General features: G+C 62.4%; 18 protein-coding genes. 9 read left to right on the top strand and 9 right to left on the bottom strand.

Annotation, left to right across the window (positions count from 1 at the left end; translation table 11 throughout):
- Window positions 1–29: 29 nt before the first annotated feature.
- From H7C86_RS08575 to H7C86_RS08550, 6 genes are all read left to right on the top strand, one after another.
- Window positions 30–1,652, top strand: coding sequence for an ABC transporter substrate-binding protein (locus H7C86_RS08575; RefSeq protein WP_182261406.1), 1,623 nt, complete (start codon window positions 30–32; stop codon window positions 1,650–1,652).
- Window positions 1,649–2,683 carry an ABC transporter permease gene (locus H7C86_RS08570; protein ID WP_020968536.1) on the top strand — a complete coding sequence of 345 codons (1,035 nt, stop codon included), beginning with the start codon at window positions 1,649–1,651 and terminating at the stop codon, window positions 2,681–2,683. Before H7C86_RS08575 ends, H7C86_RS08570 begins: the two co-directional genes overlap by 4 nt.
- On the top strand, window positions 2,676–3,497 hold the full coding sequence (locus H7C86_RS08565) for an ABC transporter permease (RefSeq protein ID WP_020906350.1): 822 nt from the start codon (window positions 2,676–2,678) through the stop codon (window positions 3,495–3,497). Before H7C86_RS08570 ends, H7C86_RS08565 begins: the two co-directional genes overlap by 8 nt.
- Complete coding sequence (locus H7C86_RS08560; RefSeq protein ID WP_182261405.1) at window positions 3,494–4,411, top strand: ABC transporter ATP-binding protein; 918 nt, start codon at window positions 3,494–3,496, stop codon at window positions 4,409–4,411. Before H7C86_RS08565 ends, H7C86_RS08560 begins: the two co-directional genes overlap by 4 nt.
- Before the next feature lies 1 nt (window position 4,412).
- Complete coding sequence (locus H7C86_RS08555; RefSeq protein ID WP_182261404.1) at window positions 4,413–5,060, top strand: ABC transporter ATP-binding protein; 648 nt, start codon at window positions 4,413–4,415, stop codon at window positions 5,058–5,060.
- Between the two features lie 71 nt (window positions 5,061–5,131).
- Window positions 5,132–6,442 carry an HNH endonuclease signature motif containing protein gene (locus H7C86_RS08550; RefSeq protein WP_182261403.1) on the top strand — a complete coding sequence of 437 codons (1,311 nt, stop codon included), beginning with the start codon at window positions 5,132–5,134 and terminating at the stop codon, window positions 6,440–6,442.
- Between the two features lie 85 nt (window positions 6,443–6,527).
- On the opposite strand, the gene H7C86_RS08545 is transcribed toward H7C86_RS08550, so the two are convergent.
- The gene (locus tag H7C86_RS08545; RefSeq protein WP_182261402.1) at window positions 6,528–8,678 is read right to left on the bottom strand and encodes a glycosyltransferase family 39 protein; all 2,151 of its coding nucleotides are present in this window, start codon (window positions 8,676–8,678) and stop codon (window positions 6,528–6,530) included.
- Window positions 8,675–9,916, bottom strand: a complete 1,242-nt coding sequence (locus tag H7C86_RS08540) for a glycosyltransferase (protein ID WP_020968529.1) — start codon at window positions 9,914–9,916, stop codon at window positions 8,675–8,677. The genes H7C86_RS08545 and H7C86_RS08540 overlap by 4 nt, the downstream gene beginning before the upstream one ends.
- Before the next feature lie 87 nt (window positions 9,917–10,003).
- Here H7C86_RS08540 and H7C86_RS08535 point away from each other — a divergent pair, with 87 nt between their 5' ends.
- The 3 genes from H7C86_RS08535 (at window position 10,004) to H7C86_RS08525 (ending at window position 12,376) form a co-directional block, all read left to right on the top strand.
- Window positions 10,004–10,432 (top strand): HIT family protein, encoded by a 429-nt coding sequence (locus tag H7C86_RS08535; RefSeq protein WP_019747035.1) that lies wholly within the window; start codon window positions 10,004–10,006, stop codon window positions 10,430–10,432.
- Window positions 10,433–10,670: 238 nt separating this feature from the next.
- A complete protein-coding gene (locus H7C86_RS08530) occupies window positions 10,671–11,306 on the top strand; it encodes a ScbR family autoregulator-binding transcription factor (RefSeq protein WP_019747034.1) in 636 nt (211 codons plus the stop codon).
- Window positions 11,307–11,479: 173 nt separating this feature from the next.
- Complete coding sequence (locus H7C86_RS08525; RefSeq protein WP_020906342.1) at window positions 11,480–12,376, top strand: serine hydrolase; 897 nt, start codon at window positions 11,480–11,482, stop codon at window positions 12,374–12,376.
- Window positions 12,377–12,447: 71 nt separating this feature from the next.
- Here the strand turns inward: H7C86_RS08525 and H7C86_RS08520 are convergent, their stop codons facing one another.
- The 7 genes from H7C86_RS08520 to H7C86_RS08490 form a co-directional block, all read right to left on the bottom strand.
- On the bottom strand, window positions 12,448–14,067 hold the full coding sequence (locus tag H7C86_RS08520; protein ID WP_020968527.1) for a CdaR family transcriptional regulator: 1,620 nt from the start codon (window positions 14,065–14,067) through the stop codon (window positions 12,448–12,450).
- Between the two features lie 47 nt (window positions 14,068–14,114).
- A complete protein-coding gene (menC, locus tag H7C86_RS08515; RefSeq protein WP_020968526.1) occupies window positions 14,115–15,230 on the bottom strand; it encodes an o-succinylbenzoate synthase in 1,116 nt (371 codons plus the stop codon).
- The gene (locus H7C86_RS08510; RefSeq protein WP_003945514.1) at window positions 15,227–16,165 is read right to left on the bottom strand and encodes a GNAT family N-acetyltransferase; all 939 of its coding nucleotides are present in this window, start codon (window positions 16,163–16,165) and stop codon (window positions 15,227–15,229) included. The genes menC and H7C86_RS08510 overlap by 4 nt, the downstream gene beginning before the upstream one ends.
- A 2-nt stretch (window positions 16,166–16,167) precedes the next feature.
- On the bottom strand, window positions 16,168–17,262 hold the full coding sequence (locus H7C86_RS08505; RefSeq protein WP_020968524.1) for a M20 family metallopeptidase: 1,095 nt from the start codon (window positions 17,260–17,262) through the stop codon (window positions 16,168–16,170).
- A 160-nt stretch (window positions 17,263–17,422) separates the two neighbouring features.
- On the bottom strand, window positions 17,423–18,280 hold the full coding sequence (locus H7C86_RS08500; RefSeq protein WP_019747028.1) for a tryptophan 2,3-dioxygenase: 858 nt from the start codon (window positions 18,278–18,280) through the stop codon (window positions 17,423–17,425).
- A gap of 14 nt (window positions 18,281–18,294) precedes the next feature.
- Window positions 18,295–19,575, bottom strand: coding sequence for an MFS transporter (locus H7C86_RS08495; RefSeq protein ID WP_182261401.1), 1,281 nt, complete (start codon window positions 19,573–19,575; stop codon window positions 18,295–18,297).
- A gap of 208 nt (window positions 19,576–19,783) precedes the next feature.
- Complete coding sequence (locus tag H7C86_RS08490; protein ID WP_019747026.1) at window positions 19,784–20,629, bottom strand: M55 family metallopeptidase; 846 nt, start codon at window positions 20,627–20,629, stop codon at window positions 19,784–19,786.
- Window positions 20,630–20,633: the final 4 nt, after the last annotated feature.

Raw genomic sequence — 20,633 nt, 5'->3', positions numbered from 1 at the left:
GACACCTGTCCACCAAGGAAAGGACACCCGTGAAACTCCATAAACCAGGCGTTCTGACGCTCACCGCAACCGCCGCAATCGGCGCACTTCTGATCACGTCGTGCAGTAGCCCGACTGGCACCGACTCCTCGGGCAACAACGACGGCCTGGTCTTGGCCGACGGCTACGAACTGGGCGGCTACAACCCGGTCGCAGGGTTCGGCGCTGCCGGTGAGGCCAAGATGTACGACGGTCTCGTCCGGCTCACCGGAGGCACCGGTATGCCGGGATTCGAGCCGTCTCTGGCCGCGGAGATGCCCACGGCCAACACCGACGCGACAGTCTGGACGGTCAAACTCCGCGACGGGGTCACCTTCTCCGACGGGTCGACCTTCGACGCCGCCGACGTGGTTGCCACGTACAAGGCGATCCTCGATCCAGCTTCCGCCTCCGAAGCGCGGTCGTCGTACGACATGATCAGCGACGTCGTGGCCGTCGACGACAGCACAGTCGAGTTCCGCCTCGCCTACTCGTATGCCCCACTGCTGACGAAGATGCTGATCGGCATGGTTCCATCGGAGTCCCTCGCGACACCCGGGCTTGCCGCCGAATCGCCGTTGAACACCGCACCGGTCGGTACGGGTCCGTACACACTCGTCGACCTCTCACCGGATCGAGCGGTCTTCGAGGCGAACGAGAACTACTGGGACGGTGCGCCGGAGATCAAGAAGCTGACTCTCCTCTACGTTCCTGACGACAACACCCGCGCCCAACGTATGGTGTCCGGCGAGATCGACGGAACCAATCTCCCTCCACTGCTTGCCAATACGTTCTCAGGCAAGGACAACATGTCCGTGACGGCTCATCAGTCAGCAGACTGGCGCGGGCTCTCACTCCCGACGAACAATCCCGTGGCAGGCGACAAAGCCGTGCGGATGGCGCTCAACCTCGCCGCCGATCGCCAGTCGATGATCGACAACGTCCTGGGCGGACACGGCCGCGTCGCCGCCACTCCGATCCCCGAGGTCTACGGCGATTCGTACAACCCGAACGCAACCTTCGCCTACGACCCGACCCAGGCCGAGCGAATACTCACCGAAGCGGGCTGGATCGAAGGTGCCGACGGAATCCGTTCGAAAGACGGTCAGCGGGCGCAGTTCACGATCATGTACAACTCCGTCGACACCGTTCGACGCGATCTCGCTCAGGCATTTGCCTCCGACGCTCTCGCTGTCGGCATCGAGGTGGACCTCGAAGCACTCTCCTGGGACCGCATAGACCCTCGAATCAACCAGGATTCGACGCTTCTCGGTGGCGGCGACGAACCTTTCGACCCCGACACACAGGCGTACGACGCGCTGAACTCGAAGTACATCGCGCCCGGGGTCGGCAGCATCTACGACAACGCCAGTGACTACTCCAATCCAGCAGTCGACGCAGGCTTGGAAGTAGGACGCCGCAGCCTGGATCAGGCAACGCGTGATGCCGCGTATCGCGACGTACAGCAGGCGTACGTCGAAGATCCCGGGTTTGTCATCCTCGTGTTCCTCGACCATACGTACGTGTCGAAGGATTCCGACTGGCAGATGTCCGGACCGGTACTCGAACCACACTCACACGGTGTGACCTGGGGTCCATGGTGGTCACTGCAGACGTGGGCCCGAGGGCAATGACAGCGGTCGACGTTCGGCCAGACGCGGGGCCGACACGGGGTCACCGTGACAACTCCCGCCGAAAGGCCATCCTCACGATGGTCGGTCGGCGGGTGTTGTTCATCGTGCCGGTCATCGCCGTGGTGTCCGCGGGACTCTTTGCCGCCGCCGCGATCTCACCGTTCGATCCACTGGTCGGCTACCTCGGCACGCGATACATGACGACAAGCGACGCAGACAAAGCGTTGATCGCCGATCAGATGGGTTTCGACAACCCCTGGTACAGCACGTACTGGAATTGGCTCCAGGGTGTGTTCACCGGCGATCTCGGGATCTCCAGATCGTTCAATCAGCCTGTTTCCCAAGTCATCTTCGAACGTCTGCCATGGACCTTGCTGCTGGTCGGGATCTCACTCCTCATCGCGATTCTCGCCTCGCTGACACTCGGTGTTCTCGCCGGAATCCGCAGTGGAGGATTCCTGGACAAGACCGTGTCCGGGCTGAGCGTCGTGGTCCAAGGACTTCCGCCGTTTGTCTTGTCGCTGGGTGCCATCGCGCTCTTCGCGTTGACTCTCGGCTGGCTCCCGGTCGCCGGACTGACCGACGGGGGCGCCGATCCCACACCGGGACAGGTGATCCGGCACTTGGTCCTACCGGTGACGGTGCTCGCCATTTCGCAAATGCCGTGGCTCCTACTTGCCGTCCGAGAGTCCGTCGTGGGTTCGAAAAGTGAGGGATTTGTCGCCGGCGCGGTAGCACGCGGTATCCCGACGCCGACCATCACGAAGCGCCACATACTGCCCACATCACTGGCACCTTTCGTCAACATCGTCGGCGTGCGGTTGCCCGAGCTGATAGTCGGGGCAGTGCTGGTGGAAGAGGTGTTCAGTTGGCCGGGGATCGCCGGCGCCATCGTGTCGTCTGCGCGAGACCTAGACATGGCACTGCTCGCGTTCCTCACCGTCGGTACGACATTGACGGTCATGCTCGGCTCACTGCTTGCCGACGTGCTGGTTGCAGTGCTCGACCCGAGAGTAGGTACCGATGGCTGAACGACGCTTCAAGATCGCCCTCGGCGTGCTGATCCTCGTTGCGCTGTACGCGGCGTTGGTCCCATGGTTGGCCGACGTCGACGACCGAGTCACAGACTTCTCGGCGGCTCGCCTGGCTCCGTCGTTCGATCACCCGTTCGGAACCGACTCGGCGGGCCGAGATCTATTCGTGCGCATAGCTGCAGGCATCAGAACCTCACTTCTGATCGCACTCGCCTGCGCGCTGCTCGCCACGGTGATCGGCGTCGCCGTCGGCACTACGGCCGGACTGGTCGGCGGCTGGGTGGACAGGTTCGTCATGCGCGGCACCGATGCCGTCAACGCACTCCCCCACCTGTTGCTCGGCATCGTCATCGTCGCGATGTTCCGTGGAAGCATTGCCGCCATCGTGCTTTCGATCGCACTGACCCACTGGACCCAAGTGGCCCGGATCATCCGCTCAGAGATCTTGAGTCTGCGCGAGCGTCCCTACATCGACGCCGCCATTCTCGCGGGAGCAAGTCGACGTCACGTGATCATGCGCCACCTCGTGCCGGCGACCGCGCCACAGGCCTTGATCGCAGTCGTTCTCCTGCTGCCCCATGCCGTCTGGCACGAATCAACATTGTCCTTCCTGGGTTTCGGTCTTCCCCCGCACAAACCCAGTCTCGGGACGCTCCTTGAAGAGGCACGCAGTTCTCTACTCCTCGGCGGTTGGTGGACGCTTGCATTCCCCGCCGCAGTCCTCGTGATCGCCACCGTCGCTGTTGCAGTTGCCGGTTCGGCCCTGCGGTCGATGCTCACGCCCCCTCGACCTTCGGAGCTACGACTGTGAAACGCGGCCTACGCATCAAATCCCTCACCGTCAGGATCCCTTTGCCCGGAGGATCCGTAGTCCACGCTGCGAGCGACATCGACCTCGACGTTCCAGCCGGCACGGTGACCGCGCTTGTCGGCGAATCCGGGTGTGGCAAGTCGATCATCGCCACCTCGGTCATGAACATGTTGCCGCCGAATGCTTCTCGAACCGGAACGGTCACCGTCGGTACAGCGGACCTCGAGATCGACGTCTTCTCCGGCACCGCGTTCCGTGGGCGGCACGTGGCTCTCGTTCCACAATCCGCCGCAACACATCTCACCCCCGTCCGGACTGCGCGATCGCAGCTACAGGAGACGATCGACGCACTCGGCAGCGACCACACTTGCGACGCCTTGGCACTTCGCGTCGGACTCGAACCGTCGGCCCTGGACTGTTACCCGCACGAACTGTCGGGCGGCATGGCGCAACGCGTTGCCATTGCCGGTGCGCTGGCCGGGAATCCATCGGTGATCGTCGCAGACGAACCCACCGCCAACCTCGACCGCGAACTCACCGACCACGTCATGGGATTACTTCGAGAGTGCGCTGACTCCGGGGCGGCTGTCCTGCTCATCACCCATGACCTTGCATCACTCACCCGCAGCGATGTCGCGGATCGACTTGCCGTCATGTACGCATCACGCATCATGGAAACCGGTCCGGCGGCTCTGGTGTTCCAAGATCCGCTTCACGACTACACCCGAGACCTGCTCGGCGCCTTGCCATCCCGAGGCTTGACTCCTATGCCCGGATCACCACCGCAACTCACCGATCTCCCCGACGACTGCGTCTATCACCTACGACGCCCGGAGTCGAAACAATCCGGTGGCCCGACCGAACTGGTCACACTGGGTGACCGCACGTACCGAACGCTGCGGAAGGTGGGCTGACATGAGTCTGCAAGCTCTGGGAATCACCAGCGGTTACCATCGCAACCGGCCAGTTCTCGAGAACGTCTCGCTCGAAATTCCGCCGGGAAGGCTGATCGGCCTGACCGGGCCTTCGGGCACCGGAAAAACAACACTTGCAAGGATTCTCGCCTCGTTGGATGCACCGTGGTCAGGAGAGGTGCGAATCGACGGATCACCCGTCGTGGGTACCAAATTCTCGGTACCCGCGGCACTGCGCGGGACGGTGGCCATGCTGTTTCAGTCACCTCGCGCATCAACCGACCCTCGGCAGACGCTCGCCTCGATCATCGGTCAACCCGGCGATATTGCCGGTAGGACAATCGATGTGGTCGCACTGGCAGCAGAAGTGGGCCTCACTCCCGATCTCTTGTCCCGTAGACCCCACCAGGTGAGCGACGGCCAACTGCAGCGCGCCTGTCTAGCGAGATCGCTGGCGCAACAACCGAAATACCTCATCTGTGACGAGGCGACGGCGATGCTCGACGCCGCCACGACGGCCGCGCTCATTCGGTTGATCGAGAGTCGCGCCACCGAAACCGGCGTCGGCGTATTACTCATCAGCCATGATCGCGAATTGCTCGGCGCCTGCTGCGACATGGTCCACGACCTCGACAGTATTAGCGCTTAGCCCCTGCGAAAATCCACCCTTGACTCGAACGGATGTTCGAGTATGATGTGGGGAGGGGATCGGGGGATTCAATGAGTGTCTATCTGTCGGACGTGGTTTCGGGTTCTGCGGTGGGGTTGCGCGGACGCCTGTGGCAGCTGTCTGCTTCTGAGTTGCGTGCTGCCGCTATCGAGGCGAGTGCGGAGATTCTTCGTCTCGAGGCCGTTCGTGTGGCGGTGGTCGACGAACTCTCGATGCGCCCGGATGATCAGGTGATTGCCAGCCGCGGGGTGGGTTGCTGGTTGGCGGCAAACACGATGCTGCAAATCCGGGACGGGAAGAAGATCGCCGCCCCGGGTGCGGCGCTGCGGCCGTTTCCCGCGGTGGCGGCCCGGTTCGATGTCGGGGACTGCTCCTTCGAGCACGCCGTGTTGATCGTGGCGTTCTGCGAATCACCACCGAAGGGCATGCCGGACGAAGCGTTACCGAAGTGCATCGACCTGTTGCTCGCTGCTGCGTCGGGCGTGGAGGCGACGACCACGAAGGTGCGGAGTGTTATCGCGACCTTGGAGCGAGTGTTCGAGTCCGATGAGATTCCGCCTGCCGAAGATATCGACCGCAACGAGTTGCGGATCGCATCGACACTGAACGGTCGGGTGGTGGTGCGCGGCGATTTCGACGCCCTCACCGGCGAAATGCTGCTCTCCGCCCTGTCGAATCTGACGATGCCCACCCCGGCACCCGATGGAACCCCGGATTCTCGGTCGGCAGCGAAGCGGACCGCGGACGGGTTCACCGAACTGATCCGCCGTTACCTCGACTGCGCCAAAACCGGTGTCGATGGTGGCCAGCGTCCGCACGTGAACGTGCACATCAACGCGCGTGATTTGGCTGAGCACCGGGACTGCGCCGCAACATCCGCTGCTCCTGGTGGTGGAGTGGCTGTGGCTGTGTCGGATCTCGATGTCGGGCACATGCCCTGGCTGGGGCCACTGTCCGTCTCGCAGACCAGACTCCTCGGCTGCGACTGCTTCCTGTCCACCGTACTGCTCGACGACCACGGCGCACCGCTCGATGCGAGACCCGGAAAGAGGTTGGTCACCGCCGAACAGCGAGTGGCGTTGATCGCGAGAGACAAAGGCTGCGCCTTCCCCGGCTGCACATGCGTGCCCGCGTGGACGGATGCGCACCATATCCGGCACTGGGCCAACGGCGGCCCGACCGTGATGAACAACCTTGTCCTGCTGTGCCGTTCACATCACCGGCTGATGCACCGGAAATCCGGGTTCGTCGGAAAATGGGTGATCCGCATCGGCGTCGACAACAAACCCTGGTTCATCCCACCACCCTCGATCGACCCGCAGCAGCACCCGCGGCCCGCGAACACCACATTCAAAACCTGAGGACGAACCTCAGGCATACAACTTCACGCCAGGTCCGCATCGGGGGGAGCACCTCCGATGCGGACCTGGCGTGCGTTCATGTTGGTCAGCCCCCAACCGTCAAGTCGTAGAGGGTTACTCCGTCCACCGTTACGGCGGTGAAGTTTTCGGTCACCCACGTCGAGATGGCGGTAGCGGTGCCTTCGGCGTTCATACCGCCACCCATCCCACCGCCGGCGATGAAGAAGTGAATCTTGCCCTCTGACACGTACTGCTGGAACTGCGCGAGTGTCGGGGACGGATCACTCCCGTTGAACCCTCCGATAGCCATGACCGGTGACTGTGTCGCAAGCTGATAACCCGATGCGCTGTTGGACCCGATTGCCGCGGCTACCCACGTGAACTGGTCGGAGTTCTCTTCGAGGGTGGACACGACCGCGGCTCCCGGTGTGCTGCCCTGAAGCAAACCACCGGCTGCGCCGCCGCCCATTGCGCCCCGCGTTCCGTCGGTGGTCGATGTGGTGGTACCCGGAGCTGTTGCACCACCGGGTATCTGACCCATTCCGGCAGGGGGCGTTCCCGGCGTTCCGGTCCCAGCCCCGTCAGTCCGACGGTTACCGCCGTCAGCCATGCCGCCGAATCCTCCGAATCCTCCGCGACCACCGCCGGGCCCGCCCATTCCACCTTCGACGCTCGGTCCGGCCGAAACTATGGAACCGGTATGCGAAGTGTTGATCGTGTCGATCGCGTACGCAGTCGGACCCGCCAGACCGGTGAAGATCGCCGCGAGGATCACTGCCACAGCCAATCGACCTCGCGTCACTGCCGGAATCAGCACTGCCACGGCAGTGACGATGCCGACGACCAGAATCGCCCAGCGAAGCCACGGTACGAACGAAGGCGAGCGTCCGAGCAGTACCCACGCCATCGCGACGGTTGCCGCCAACGACACTGCCAGAACGAGGCGAACCCAGAGGACGTCACGATGACGCCAAGCGAATACGGATCCTGAACCGATCAGTGCGGCGATCGCCGGCGCCAGCGCAACGGTGTAGTAAGCGTGGAAGATTCCCGCCATGAAACTGAAGGTCAGTCCGGTCACCAACAGCCACAGTCCCCAGACGATGAATGACGCGCGCTGTGTGTCAGCGCGGGGAGCCCTGCCTCGCAGCACGATTCCGGCCACCAGAAGTATCAGTGCAGCAGGAATCAACCAGGCAATCTGTCCGCCCTGGGCAGATTCGAACAGTCGGGTAATGCCGGTACTCCCCCACATACCGCCACCGGCGCCACCACCTGGTGCCATGCCTCCCGCTGCCATACCGCCTGCGGCCTCGCCCATTCCGGGGAAGCCTCCCGCAGCAGCACCGGCCGCAGCATCACCAGCACCGCGCATTCCGCCGCCGCCGACGCTTCCGGTCTCGTTGCCGCTCAAGCGTCCGAGCCCGTTGTAGCCGAGCGTCAGTTCGAGAATCGAATTGTTCTGCGAACCACCGATCCACGGACGCGAGTCGGCTGGCCACAGTTCGACGATTGCCAACCACCATCCGGCGGAGACGATCAGTCCGCCCAGTGCCGCGAACAGTTGGAGTACGCGCTTACCCAGTTTCGGCGGTCCGGCGATCAGATAGGTGAGCGCCAGCGGTGGAACTACCAACATGACCTGCAATTGCTTTGTCAGGAAACCGAATCCGCAGAAGATACCGACCAACACCAGCCAGCGGGTGCGACCGTCCTGCACGGCGCGCATCATCGCCCACACTGCTGCGATCATCAGGAGCACCAGCAGGGCATCCGGGTTGTTGAACCGGAACATCAGCGCCGCTACGGGTGTGAGCGCAAGTACCAAGCCGGCGAGGAGGCCGGCGGCCGCACCGAAATACCGTCGAACCGTTCCCCACAACAGCGCAACCGATCCGACCCCGAGGAGTGCCTGCGGCACCAACATCGCCCAGGAATTGAGTCCGAAGATACGAACCGACAGCGACATCAACCATAGGGACATCGGCGGCTTGTCGACGGTGATCGAGTTGGCAGCATCCGAGGAACCGAAGAAGAAGGCCTTCCACGACACCGAACCTGCCTGGACCGCAGCAGCATAGAACGAGTTGGCCCATCCGGACGCGCCCAGGCCCCAGATGTAGGCGACTCCGGTACCCACCAACAACACTCCGAGCGCCCACGGTTCCCAGCGCACCTGACGCTGCGGTTCCGGCGCAGGCAGCGGCGCGGCGAGTGTCTCTGCAGTGGCGGTCATCGATTGGCTCCTACGGATTGTGCAGTGCGAAACACCCAGCGCAGCGCGATGAATCGGCTCACTGTGGCAACAAGATTGGCAATGACGAGTACGGCAAGCTCCACGTGCTTGGACGCGTCGGGCGCCATGACGTCGAGAACGAACAACGATCCGCTGGTGAGCAGTAGACCGAACCCGAACACGAGCAGGCCCTGCATCTGGTGACGGGCGGATCCTTCCGACCCGCGGATCCCGAAGGTGAAGGCTCGATTGGCGGCGGTGTTGAATACCGCGGTCACCAGCAATGCGACGGCGTTGGCCCACTGCGCCCCCATTACCGAGTGCAGTGCGAGGTAGAGCAGTGCGTATGCGAGTGTCGAAATGACTCCCACCACGGCAAAGCGCGAGAGCTGCCCGACCATTCCTCGAGGGACTCCGGGAACCAGTGGTTCACGTCCGAAACTCGCCCTGAGCTCGGCCAAGGGAAGGGAACCGGTCGACAGTGCTCGCCCGACGCGGACCACACCTTTGAGGTCGGCAACTGCGGTGGCAATGATGTCCACCCGACTGTCCGGATCGTCCACCCAGTCGACAGGGACCTCGTGAATCCGCATGCCCGCTCGCTCGGCCAGCACGAGCAATTCGGTATCGAAGAACCACCCGGTGTCCTCCACCAGCGGAAGTAGTTGCCGCGCAACATCGACTCGCATGGCTTTGAATCCGCACTGAGCGTCGGAGAAGCGAGCATGCAGTGCGCTTCGGAGGATGAGGTTGTAGCTACGTGAGATGAACTCACGCTTGGGGCCGCGTACCACGCGCGACGAACGTGCCAACCGGGAACCGATGGCGATGTCCGAGTGGCCGGAGAGCAGCGGAGCAATCAACGGCATCAGGGCATTGAGATCGGTGGAGAGGTCGACGTCCATGTACGCGACCACGTCGGCATCGGAGTCGCTCCACACCTGCCGCAGTGCTCGACCACGGCCCTTCGCATCCAGGTGGACGACCCGGACGTCGTCGAATTCTTCGGCGAGGGAACGTGCGAGTGCCAACGTGCCGTCGACACTGGCGTTGTCCGCGATGGTAATTCGTGCAGAGAATGGCACCTGTGTGCGTAAATGCCGGCGCAGGCGCCGCACGCACGTCTCCAGGCCGGCCTCTTCGTTGTATACCGGGACGACCACGTCCAGCACTACAGTCGTCGCGGAAAGCTCCCCTGCGTCCGTGCTGCCCGCGGTCTGCATGGCTTCTGTCGTCATGCGTCCTAGATTTGTCGGGCCGGCTCCGACGAACCTGCGTCCAGCCTGGGAGTTTCCTGGCAACCGGACGCGGGCTAATCTCGGGGTATGCCTTCAGTCTTCAGCGCCATCATCAACGGAGATCTACCAGGACGTTTCGTGTGGGAGGACGACGACGTTGTCGCGTTCCTGACCATCGCGCCGGTAACGCAGGGCCACGTACTCGTGGTACCGCGAGCCGAGGTCGATCAGTGGCAGGACGTGGATCCTGAACTCTTTGCCAAGGTCACCGCGGTTGCCCGCACCCTGGGTCAGGCTGTGCGGAAGGCGTTCGACGCGCCTCGGGCGGGTCTCCTCATCGCAGGTCTGGAAGTTCCGCATCTTCACGTTCACGTCTTCCCCGCATACGACATGGGGAACTTCGACATCAGTGGTGCCGATACTTCGCCGTCACCCGAATCTCTCGACGAGGCGCAGACCAAACTCAAGTCGGCGCTACGCGACCTCGGCTTCGAGGCAACTGTCTCGACTCGTTGATCGCGTACCTTCGACCGAATTTCGCTGGCCGATAACTGGACTCCCCGCCGCAGCCTCCAACGGAGGTTGCGGCGGTCGCATTTGTCGCTCCTACCGACCGTGACCTGCGATTGCACACCGAACAGTCCGTTTCGCGCTGTCGCGCGAGCACGAGATTCGCTGCTACCGTGGGGCGCTGGTCCGGGACCTAGGGCCCTAAAACTGGTTCACGTGTTAACAGTCGGAGGACAAGGGAGCAATGCAGGAACGTGCCAAGATCAGTCGCCGACAGATTCTTCAAGGCGCTGCTGATCGGTTCGAAGTCACGGGGTACGGCAGCACGAGCATGAATGACATCGTGTCCGCGGCGCAGATGACCAAGGGCGCGGTCTATTTCCACTTCTCGTCCAAAGACGAATTGGCTCAGGCGGTCATCGAAGAACAGCACCAGATGTCGATCACTGCCTTCACCGCAGTTGCAGCCACGGGCGCACCGGCACTGGAGCAGCTCGTCATGGTGTGCCACGAGATGGGTCGCCAACTCGTCGCGGACCCGATTGTTCGTGCGGGAGTCCGACTTACCCTCGAATTGGCCTCTGCCGACGGTTCGCAAGGCCCGTACGTCGTGTGGATCCGCGAGCTTCGAAAACTGGCCGAGGCCGCGAAGCTCGAAGGCGACATCCGCGACGACGTGGAGCCGGAATCGGTGGGTCGCGTGGCGATCTCGGCATTCACCGGCGTTCAACTGGTTTCGAACGTGCTCACCAGACGAAGCGATTTGAACGACCGTATCGACGAATTGTTCACCATCCTGTTGGCAGGCGTGGTCTCGGACAAGCGTCGGACCGACGTCGCCGAACTGGTCGGACGTCGCCTCGAAACTTATGCGTCCTGACCCCCGGAACACCCCTGCCCCCGGAACACCCTGACAATCGGTTGATTCGGCGTATCAGCACCGAACCGTGCGCCAACCTTCGTCGATTCGTACAAGACCCCCCGTCGTCGACTCACTATCGTCAGATCCACGAATAACCCAGATATACGGATACCGACGAAAGGGCTTCTCGAATGACCGAAACCGCCACGTACGTTGAGAGCGCACAGCAGGAGATCGCTGCTGTTCTCGCCGAAGCGAAGACCGATGCGTTCGTCCACGCACGCGACATCGATTCCGGCGAAGAGTTCGGCTACGGCGCTGACGAAGGTGTCATCCTCGCCTCCGTTTTCAAGATTCCTGTTGTACTGCAGTACGCCCGTGAAGTAGCGGCCGGCACCCTTGATCCGACCGAGCACGCCACGGTGACCGCCGAGTTCCGCTCCGGCGGCATCGGTATCGGCGGCTGCGCCGACGACGTCACCGCAAGCTGGCGAGATCTCGCTCTGCTCATGATGAGCTTCAGCGACAACGCCGCCACGGATTTCTTGTACGAACGCCTCGGACTCGACAACATCGTCGCAACGCTGCGCGGGCTCGGTTTGGAGAAGACCAACTTGGTCCGTGACTGCCGTGGTCTGTTCAAATCGGTCTACGACGACCTCGGTGTCGACAAGGGCACCTTGCTGGAAATGCCGCCCATCGAAATTCTTCGGACAATTTCCGTCATGGATCCGGCCCGCTCCAACTCCAGCACTCCTCGTGAGATCACAATGTTGCTGGCTGCAATCTGGAGGGACGAAGCCGGCCCCGCATCGGCCTGTGAAGAAGTCCGAACCATCATGAGCAAGCAGGTCTGGCCGCATCGCCTTTCGTCCGGTTTCCCCGACGAGGTCACTGTCGCCGCCAAGACCGGAACGCTGGGATTGGTACGAAACGAAGCCGGCGTCGTGGCGTACCCGGACGGCAAGCGTTACGCCGTCGGTGTCTTCACCAAGTCCCACGAGCTCACCCACCGCGCCCCGAAGATCGACGCCTCCATCGGAACCGTCGGCCGCATCGCTGTCGAAGCACTTCGCAACAACAGCTGATCTGAACCCACTGACAAAGAATGCGGGTCGCGCTGAGAAATCAGTGCGACCCGCATTTTTCGGATTTCGAGCTAGCGTGGACCGCGCAGACGAAGATGCACCATCAACCGGAAGCGGACGTTGGGATCGTCCAGGTCCAACGCGGCCATACCCTTCAACTTGCTGAGACGATACCGAAAGGTGTTGGGGTGTACGTGCAATGACGCCGCGGCGTCACCGACGTCACCGAAGGCGTTGAGCCACGCATCGAGGGTGTCGACGAACGAGGTCGCATGAGCTGCGTCGTGGCTGGCGATCGCCTCGATGGGGCCGAGGTCCGAGAACCCTTCGGCTGCAGCTTCCGACGCGATCTCCAACAGGATGGCATCGACGTGGACGCTGCTGAAGGTGGCGACGCTGCCCGACGCTCGTCCCGCCAACAACACTTCGAGGGCATGTTCGGCGTCGCGCTTCGATCGGCTCAGCTGCGCCGGTCTGGTCACGACCCGGCCGATCCCGATGATCGTGTCGCCGGACGCTCCGGTTCGGTCCAGGAAGTCCGAGGCCACACGGAACGCCTGTAGCTCGGCTTCTGCCGGGGAATGCCCTCGCACCGACAGCACCGCGTAGCCGGTTCCGTTGACCAGAGCCGCAGCCGACTGCGAATGGACCGCGCCCAGGTGCATGGCCAGAGCGTCGGTCAGCCGCACCACATGGGCTGCGTCGTCCGGCTTCGACGATCCTTCGAAAGACCTGCGGCCCAATGCCATCACGAGTGCGGGACCGGTCCCGAGGCCGAGGCGATTCATCGCGTCGACCGCACCGGATCCACCGTCGAGAAGGGTTGCGATCAGGTCTGCGCGCAGTCGACGCTCGGCGTCGGCGCCGCCGCGCAACCGCAACATCTGCAGTGCAATCAACCCGGCCGAATCGCGCAGTGCACGCATCCGGTCCTCGGACATCGGCTCACCGGTTGCCACCCACATGGAGCCGAGGAACTCGTCGCCGGCTCTGATGGACACGGCGATACGACCCATTTTTGTACCGAGGGTCTCGGCCGAAACCCACACCGGATCATCGCTGCGATAGAGCCGGTCGAAGACTCCCGCTTCTTCGAGCACGCGAATGTACTGGTCAGGAACTTGGCGCTCCAGCACGGTCGCGATACGTGGGCCGTCACCTTCTTCCTGACGTCCGGAGAAGGCGATGACCCGTGAGCTTCGGTCCTCGATCGTGATCGGCGCATCCAGAAGTGCGCTGACGGCGTTGGCGAAAGCGAACAGATCGCCGGCCGGTCCACCTCCGCGCGAGTGGATGTGCCCGACTTCGTTCCGTGCCGAGAGCACCGAATGAAGCAGGCTTGTGAGCTGAACCCACGAAACTCCACGCGCCAAGGTCAATACGACAACGCCGGAGGAGATGATGGATTCACGGTCGGCATCGCTGACCTCGGTGGTCACTCGCGCGACCACCACGCGTACTCCGCGCTCGGCCAGGCCGGCCACGGACTCCGCGATACGTTCGCCTCCGGTGATGCCGACGAGCAGCACCATGGAGTCCGGTGTCGAGGGTGAGTCGTCGTCGGGGTCGTGAATGACCACCGAGGCGATCTCCTGGACCGCCTCCGGGTCGCCGACAACCGGGTTCAGCACCGTAGTTCCCACGTCTTCGAGAAGCCGCACCAAACTGATGCGAGGTCGTACGGTGCCCACGTCTATCACTCCTTCGTCCTGTGAACGAAGTGTGTCATAGTGATTCGTCAAAGCCGATCCATGCCGATCCATTCGACCGACGTGGTGATTGCTTCGAGCAGGTCAGGGATCGGTTCGACGCCGATGCCCGGCCCTTCCGGAACCTTCACGTAACCGTTGTCGAGTACGAACGGCTCGGTGATGTCTTCGGCGAAGTACCGGTCGGAAGCCGACGTATCGCCTGGTAGGACAAATCCGGGGAGCGCGGCAAGGGCGACGTTGGCAGCCCTGCCGATTCCGGTCTCGAGCATTCCGCCGCACCACACGGCAATTCCGTTGGCCTTGCAGACGTCGTGGATACGACGCGATTCCAGATAACCGCCCACACGTCCCGGTTTGATGTTCACCACGCTGCACGCACCGATTGCCAGAGCGTCGGCGGTGACCTTCGCGGAGGTGATCGACTCGTCGAGGCAGACCGGCGTCCGCATCATCTCGGCCAGCCTGGCGTGGCCACGCAGTTCCTCTTCGGGAAGCGGCTGCTCGATCAGCAGGAGGTCGAAGTCGTCGAGCCGCTGGAGATGGCGCGCGTCAGCCAGGGTGTACGCGGTGTTCGCGTCGACCTGGAGGAGTACGTCGTCGCCGAACCTCTCGCGGACTGCGCGAACCGGCTCGATGTCCCAGCCCGGTTCGATCTTCAGTTTGATGCGCAGGTATCCGGCCTCGAGGAACCCGCCTACCTCTTCGAGCAGTTCGTCGATCGAATTCTTGATACCCACCGAAACACCCGCGGGTACGCGATCGACTACTGCACCCAGGTACGAAGACATGCTCGTCCCGGCAGCCCGTAACTCGGCGTCGAGAAATGCGGTTTCCAGTGCCGCTTTGGCCATGGGGTGTCCGGCGAACTGTTCCATCGTCGCGCTCAGTGCGTGCACATCGGGATCGGTGAGTTCACCCAGAGACGGAATCAGGAACTTACGAAGGACTTCGGCGGCGCCGTCCGTGTATTCGGAGCAGTAGCGAGGCTCGGACATCGCAACGCACTCGCCCCAGCCCGCCGACTCCGAGGTGACGACCTTGACGAACAACACGTCCTTGGTGGTCTCCGTGCCGAACGAGGTTCGGAACGGCGCCTTCAACGGCATTGCTGCCCGGCGTAATTCAACTCCGTCGATCTTCACGATGTAACCTCCGCTGTTGTCCTGCCTGCCTGTGTTCCCGGCGCACGGTCCAGTACATATTTTCCGGTCCTGGTGACTGCGAGAACCACTCCGTTCTCGGCGAGCACACCCCCGAGAGTCTCGCGGACTGCCAGGCGCCAGTCGTTCGCTGCCGCCGGGTCCGACTTACGCAGTGTGTACACGTCATTCGGTGTAGCCACCGTGACGAATCGATTCTTGGTCGACTTCAACACGGGCAGGCCGGCTTCGGAGATCGACAACAGTTCGCTCGCTCCCAACGACTCGGGAGTCGGGACCTCTCCCGAACCGGCGACGACGTCGGAAACCTTGCTGCTACCGATTTCCCAGTCGATCAGCAATCGGTCGCTGTCTGCGCCGCCGTTGAGACTGTCGTTCATCGGCGCGTAGAAACGCGGCAGATACTGGATCGGGAACGCACCGAGTTTCGAGACGTTGAAGTAGGCATTGCGAGCGACGAGCGGGTCGAAAGTCCACCGCACGTGGAGAATTCCTCGTTCCAGTGCCCACGCTCGCTGGAACAGTTTCAACGCGAGGCCGATGTGCCCGTTCTGCACGTTCGGCAGGATCCCCGTGATGTGTGAATGCAACGAACGATGTTGCGGTTCCTCGAAGAATGCAACCGAGCCGCCGATCAGATCTCCGCCACGAAAAGCGCCGGCGACGTAGTTACCGGAGTGCGCGAGCGCTTTCATCATGTCCCGATGGACGGGAGGGTTGCCGCTCTCCGGTTGCCATACCTTCTCGAACAGACCGAATACCTGTTCCAACTCGGCATGCCCGGTGACGGTTTCGATAGTCACACATGCAAGCAGAGCGGCTTGCTCGGCCTGGCTGATTGCTTGCCGCATCCGTGAAGGCGATACACCTCCGAATGGTTGAACGGTCTTGCGTTGGACATTGTTCGGCGACGTCATCGTCACAGTCCTCCCTCCAGGATTCGAGTCACCAGACCGGCCAACAAGGTGGCGCGCGGGATCATCTGATCTATCTCTACGTGTTCTGTCGCTGCGTGGGCACCACCGCCGACGGCACCGAGGCCGTCCAATGTGGGAGTTCCGACTGCCGCAGTGAAATTTCCGTCCGACGCACCGCCGACGGCGCAGTCGCGAAGCATCCCCAAGCCGCTCTCACTGCTGACCTGGTGAGCGAGAAAGTACAGCTTCTCCGAAGACACTGATTCCAGTGGTCCACGGTTGGGGCCTCCGGACACCGAAATTCGACTTTCGGCCAACGCCGGTGTCAGTGCACGGATCGAACGGTCGATGCGTTCCTGTTCCTTCGCGGACCACATGCGAACGTCACACCACAGTTGCGCTTGCGCTGCAACGGTATTGGTCGTGGTTCCGCCACTGATCACGGACGGCACCACCGACGTTCCCGCCGCCGGGTCCGCGAGCTCCACCACGGCCTGAATCTGATGTGCGAGCTCAACTACAGCGTTCACACCTCGCTCCGGTTCCAGTCCGGCGTGTGCAGCGCGTCCCTCGATGTCGACGCAGTACAGCGACATACCCTTGCGCGCGGTCTTCACCGCGCCGTCGGCGGCGGCCTCGAGGACCAGCACAGCGTCGACCTGACGGGCTTGCTCCTCGATCAGTGCGCGTGAGGTCGGGGAGCCGATTTCCTCGTCGGAATTGAGGAGCACGACCACCCCGTCGAGCGACGGAAGCGATGCGAGCGCATGGAAGAGCTGGACGATGCCGGCCTTCATGTCGAAGACTCCGGGTCCGGTGGCGATGTTGTCGGTGACCGACCAGGGCAACTCCGCGAGCGTTCCGAGCGGCCAGACGGTGTCGAAATGGCCCAGGAGCATCACCTTCGGCTCCGCGCCGAACGACCAACGCAAGTGCTGGCGTCCGTCGATACGGATACGTTCGGGGGCGCTTCCGAGATGGCGTTCGCCGATGTCGGCCACCACGTCCGCACATGCATCGACTGCGCCGAGGTCGGAACTGGGCGACTCGGCGGTTACCAGCGCCGCCAGGTCCGCCACCATTGATTTCTTGTCCACTCCGACGCTCTCCTGTCACCGACTTGCAACTTCGCAGTCAAGCTTGGTCGAAGCGACCCTGTCGGATCTTGTCCAAGACTCCTGTCCTTCGGGCTCGGATTCGTCGTGTGTCACGAACAGCTGGGTGTGACAAGCAACTGTGTGTCATCAAGCAGGTGTGTCAGGTACCGATCTCGGTTCGGGCGGCAAACAGCTCAGGGAAGAAGCTCAACTCCAGCGCACGTTGCAGGAACCCGGCACCACCACTCGAACCGCCGGTCCCCTTCTTCATGCCGATCACCCGCAGCACGGTCCGAAGATGCCGGAACCGCCACAGCTGAAAGCTCTCCTCGAGGTCGACCAACTCCTCGAATGCCTCGTACGCCGTCCAGTGCTGTTCGACGTTCTCGTAGATTGCCTTGACCAGCGGAATCAGCTCGTCGTTGCGCACGTAGGGCGCGCTGACGTCTCGTTCGAGAGCCGACGCCGGAACGTCGTAACCCTGCCGGGACAGGTACCGCCAGAACTCGTCGTACAGCGTCGGCTCTCCGAGCAGGGTCTCCAACAATCGATGGGCGGACGGATCCGATTCGAACACCTTCAGCATGCCGGCGTTCTTGTTCCCGAGCACGAATTCCACGGCGCGGTACTGGTACGACTGGAACCCCGACGAGTTGCCGAGAACGCCCCTGAACTCCGCATACTCCGCCGGCGTCAGTGTCGCCAACACGGACCACTGTTCGGTCAGAGTGGCTTGGATGTGTTTGACGCGTGCGATCCGCTTGAATGCGACCCGAATGTCGTCGGCAGCGATCGCTGCTCTGGCCGCCCGTATCTCGTGGAGAAACAGCTTGAGCCACAACTCGCTGGTCTGGTGCTGAATGATGAACAAGAGTTCGTCGTGGTGTTCCGGCTCACTCACCGGATGCTGCGAATCCAGGAGGGTATCGAGTCCGAGGTAGGCCCCGTAACTCATCTTCTCGGAAAAATCGGTGACGACGTCGTCTTCGATCTTTCGTGTGCCGTCCGTTGCCGACATCTTCAGTCTCCTTCTCAGAATTTCGCCGGGGTCTGCGGAACGATCATGGCCACCAATGCGGCAGCGCTCGTCGCTCCGACCAGGACTCCGAATGCAGCCATGTACGAGAACTGGTCCACCATCCATCCCATCACGAGCGGGGTGATGAAACCGGCGAACTGACCACAACCGTTGATCAAACCCATTCCGGAACCGAGGAATTCGGAAGGAAGTGCCCGCAACGGCATCGCGAAGATCGACATCGAACACAGACCGCTGATGCCTAGAGCCAACGTCTCGTAGAACGTGAACATCGCGACGGTGTCAGCGGTGGTCATCAGGAACAACAGGACTGCCGACGTGGCCATACACGGAACCAGAAGAATCCGAGCCCGGTCGTGGAAGTACTTGTCCACCAACCGCCCGCCCACGATCGTGGCCAGCGCCGTGACGATGAAAGGGATCGCGGCAAAGATTCCCGTGTCGATCAGCGAGAGTCCCTTGTCGTTGAGCAGATAACTCGGCACCCAGGTCATCAGACCGTACGCGGACATGTTGGCCAGGCAGAACAGAATTGCGAACTTCCACACCGACGCGGACTTGAACACCGCGGCGCGAGAGTGCTCGCTCGCCAGAGGTTGCAGCGCAGCCTCCGGATCTTCCGAGATTTCCGTGTCCAACGGTGCCGGCAGCACCAACCACACCACCGTGCCGATCACAGCGCCGACGATGGCCACCAGCCAGAACGCGTCACGCCACCCCACGGCCATGAGGACCGGCGCGATGATCAGCGGTGCGACGCCGGGGCCGAGGTTGTTGGCGCCGAGCATGAAACCCATCGCGGTCGCTCTGGTTTTCGGACGCGTCCGCTCAGCCAAAGCCTTGAACGACGCCGCCGGAAAGAGCCCCTGGCTGATACCGAACATCGCACGCATGACCATCAGCGAGATGAGACCCCACGCGAACCCTGTCAACGCGGTGAACACCGACCACAGGATCAAAGCAACGATCAACAGTGGCCTGGGTCCGAAGCGGTCGGCCAACATTCCGCCGGGAACCTGCCCGAGCATGTAGAAGATCGCGAAGACCGAAACCACACCACCCAACTGCGTACTGCTGAGCGAGAATTCGTCGCCGATCATCGGAAGCGCAAGCCCGATCATGACGCGATCCACCATGTCGATCAACCAGATAGTACTGAGCAGCCCCACCGTAACGGTGCTCGTGCGACGAATCGACTTGTTGTCCAACATGTTTCGAACCGAACCGCCGGTCCCCCGCGATGGTTCTTCCACTGTGACGCGTTCCGCCTTCATCAAGCCTCCCGAATTGTCTTGTGCCGCATGGACTAGAACATTGAAAAGACTGATGAAGTGTGACAGCGAACACGTCTACCGCATTGGTCCGTTTCACCAATACCTGAAGCAACGTTTGGTCGGTCGGAACATGTTCTGCCCCAGTAGATGACAAATGCCGCCGACGCACACGGCGTCGGCGGCATTTCGAGATAGAGTCGCTACTTCATCACGTGCGATTGGCGACTGCCACGATCGTCGAGACGCCTGCGGCTGCAAGCCGAGCATTGACAGTGATCAGGCCGAGAATGTCGTCGACGCTGCCGAGTGTGTGCGAAATCGTACGATCCGAAATCCGTCGTGAGCCGGGAACAGCCTCGGCGAGTTCAGCTCCCGTCGTGGTGGGGTGAACGATCTCGAGGGTCCATTCGTCACGCAGCTCGACCGGCTTCAGCGTGTCAGCCTTGCGCACTGCGCGCTCGGCGCCTGCTCGGATCTGCTCGCACGCCAGCGACGGCGGCAGCGAATTGGTTGCCGACCATCCGTGTGCCTTCTTGACCTCGACGGTCTCGGTTGTCGGCGAGGCCGCGTCCACCAAGCCACAGATGATGTCGTCACCCGTCACGAGACCGACGGGAACGCCCTGGGTGGCAGCGTAGAGGGTGTTGACGTCGGTCTCGGAGACGGACTTGCCGTCGAGGCGGACGTCGGCGAACAAACTCGAGAACGTGTGCGCCAGGACGCCGGGTCCACCAGCTGGTGCGTGATAGCCGACAAACAGGGCGACGTCGTGATCCGACGTCATTCCTTCGGCCATGCACTGCATCTTGGGTGATCCGAAGATCAGGCGCGCCCGTGGATCCAGATCGGCGTGAAGCAGGTTGTCCATCGTTCCGTGGCTGTCGTTGACCAGGACGCTCGTCGCACCGGCGTCGAACGCACCGGCGATCGCAGCATTGGTCTCGGCAGTCATGAGCATCTGCGCACGGTGGTAGCCGCCACCGCCGCGGATCGTCTGATCGAGCGTCGCGATACCCGCGATACCCTCCATGTCCACCGAAATATAGACGTGCATTCCT

This window comes from Rhodococcus sp. UFZ-B548 (genome assembly GCF_903819475.1).
Classification (GTDB): Bacteria; Actinomycetota; Actinomycetes; order Mycobacteriales; family Mycobacteriaceae; genus Rhodococcus_F; species Rhodococcus_F erythropolis.
Note: the sequence above shows the minus strand (reverse complement) of the source record. Positions and strands in the feature narration are given on the sequence as shown.